The organism is Blastomonas sp. (assembly GCF_041747255.1).
GTDB lineage: Bacteria > Pseudomonadota > Alphaproteobacteria > Sphingomonadales > Sphingomonadaceae > Blastomonas.
The window spans coordinates 1-2,454 of sequence record NZ_JBGTFM010000057.1 but is presented as its reverse complement, the minus strand read 5'-3'; the positions used below and the strand labels follow the sequence as shown (position 1 = coordinate 2,454).

Annotated in this window: 2 protein-coding genes; one reads left to right on the top strand and one right to left on the bottom strand. The window is 60.1% G+C overall.

Features of this window, described 5'->3' with window-relative positions:
- A partial coding sequence (locus ACEW8G_RS02175) for a sigma 54-interacting transcriptional regulator (RefSeq protein ID WP_373486809.1) occupies positions 1 to 1,047 on the bottom strand: 1,047 nt, incomplete at its 3' end.
- Positions 1,048 to 1,383: 336 nt separating this feature from the next.
- On the opposite strand from ACEW8G_RS02175, the gene ACEW8G_RS02170 reads away from it, so the two are divergent.
- Positions 1,384 to 2,199 (top strand): flagellin, encoded by an 816-nt coding sequence (locus tag ACEW8G_RS02170; RefSeq protein WP_373486808.1) that lies wholly within the window; start codon positions 1,384 to 1,386, stop codon positions 2,197 to 2,199.
- The last annotated feature ends 255 nt before the right edge of the window (positions 2,200 to 2,454 follow it).

The window sequence follows — 2,454 nt, the reverse complement described above, 5'->3', positions numbered from 1 at the left end:
GGCCGGGGCGATGCCCAGGTCGTCTGCCGCAATTGCGTCGCCATCGCGCAGCACCAGCGCGCGCTGCAACACATTGCCGAGTTCGCGGGCATTGCCGGGCCAGCTGTGGGCCTGCAGAGCATCGAGCGCGGGGGCACTGAGCCAGGCAAAATCAGCTTCGGCGGCTTGCAGGTTGATCAGCATCGCAGCGGCAATCGCGCGCACATCCTGGCGGCGATCGCACAGCCGGGGCAGTTCAATCGGCATCACATTTAAACGCCAGTAAAGGTCTTCGCGGAATTCACCGCTTGCCACCAGTTCGGCCGCATCGCGGTTGGCGGCGGCAACGATCCGCACATCGACCTTGACCGCGCGGGTCTCGCCAACCGGCAGGATTTCGCCTTCCTGCAGCGCGCGCAGCAACTTTGACTGCAGCGCCATCGGCAGCTCGGTGATCTCGTCGAGAAACAGGGTGCCGCCATCGGCAGCGCGGAACAGACCCTCGCCATCGGTCGATGCGCCGGTGAACGCGCCCTTCTTGTGGCCGAACAGGATCGCTTCGACCATGGTTTCAGGCAGCGCCGCGCAATTGACAGCGATGAATGCGCCCTTCGCGCGCTCGCTCTGATCGTGCACCAGCCGGGCCATGCCCTCTTTGCCGGTGCCGGTTTCGCCCTGGATCAAGACGCTGGCATCGCTGCGCGCAATGCGCGACGCATAGGTCATCAGCTTGGCCATCGCGGGCTCACCCACGGCAGGACCGCGACCGGCACGGACCAGTTCAGCGATCATCGCCAGGCCAAAGGGCATGTCTTCAAAGCCGAATTCAACCCGCGCAGGCAGGCCGTTGGCGGCGCGCACATAGCGCGGGGCACCCTCGCGCATGTCGATCAGAATATCGCGGTGGCTGGCAGAGGCGATCTCGCGCGCCATCATCAGCCGCGTGGTTGCGGCGGTGCTGTTGCCCAAATTGCTGGCAGACGCAGGGTTGATCCATGCGCCTTTCAGCCAGGTTTCCAGCATGGGCAGGCTTTTGCGGGCTGCCTCGCTCAATGTACATTCTATCATGTTTTCAGTCCCCCGACTTAATCGATTGCCGGGACTGCCGTTAAAGGAAGGCCCCGCAGGGACTAAATAAGCAAAGCCTGTGCCAAATCGGGAGAATGGCGCGAATGCGCGGCTGTGGCCCCCCTATATATAATGCAAGGGGACCCATCGTCATTTGTTTGACACTGGCTGACGGCACCAGGCGCCAAAAATTTGACGCCTGCCATTATTATGACAGCCACCCCGCCACATCCTCAATTTTTTTCCTTAATCCCAAACAGCAGGTGTCGTTAACCCCTTTGAGGCCGCTTTGGTGGGACCGAGCCGCCCCGATCGAGAAACTGAAAGGAACAACAGATGACTGTTATCGGAACCAACGTCGCGGCAATGCGTGCATCGTATGCATCGACCAAAGCTGAAATGGGTTTGAACAAGGCAATCGACCGCCTGTCGACCGGCAAGCGCATCAACTCGGCATCTGACGATGCTGCAGGCAATGCCATCGCCACCCGCATGACCTCGCAGATCCGCGGCCTGAACGCTGCAACGCGCAATGCCAACGACGGCATTTCGCTGGCGCAGACCGCAGAAGGCGGCATGAACGAAATCGTCAACATGGTGCAGCGTATGCGTGAACTGTCGGTTCAGGCTGCCACCGGCACGCTGAGCGACGATGACCGCACCAACCTGCAGGCTGAAGTTGCCGAGCTGCTGCTGCAGATCGACGATGTGGCTGGCCGCACCGACTTCAACGGCGTTGCCCTGCTCGACGGCACCAACGCAACTGTGTCGATCCAGACGGGTTCGGCTTCGGGTGAAACCGTTGACATCACGCTGACCGACGTCACCGCCGCAACCCTCGCCATCGACGCTGTCGACATCAGCACCGCTGCTGGTGCCGGCACTGCGCTGACCGCACTCGACACCGCGCTTGACACGATCACGACCGCACAGGCCACTCTGGGTGCTGCGCAGAACCGTCTGCAGGCAACTGTTTCCAGCCTGGTCAATCGCGTCACCAACCTGTCGGAATCACGCTCGCGGATCGAAGACGCCGATTTCTCGGCAGAATCGACCCAGCTCGCCAAATTCCAGATCCTGAACCAGGCTTCGACTGCGATGCTGGCACAGGCCAACCAGAGCCAGCAGGGTGTTCTGAGCCTGATCCGTTAATCGACTTAGGAACCAAACACTGACTGGCTCGTAAAGGCTCCGCACCGGCTTTTTCGTCGACAACTCACTAGCCGGAGCTTTTAGACTTTCTCGATCATCCTCCTTCCCTTCACGGGGAAGGAGGATTTTCGCGTTTAACAGGCGCACGGGAGCCCCTGGCGCATAGCCAGACCGTCAACGCGATACGTAAAAATGTAATATGATTGTTACTAAATCGAAATGTTTTTGCAGCGTGACTGCCAGAAATACCTCTTA

Excerpts from the sequence above, each read along its gene's own strand:
- ACEW8G_RS02170 (WP_373486808.1), top strand. The coding sequence starts at position 1,384 with ATGACTGTTATCGGAACCAACGTCGCGGCAATGCGTGCATCGTATGCA.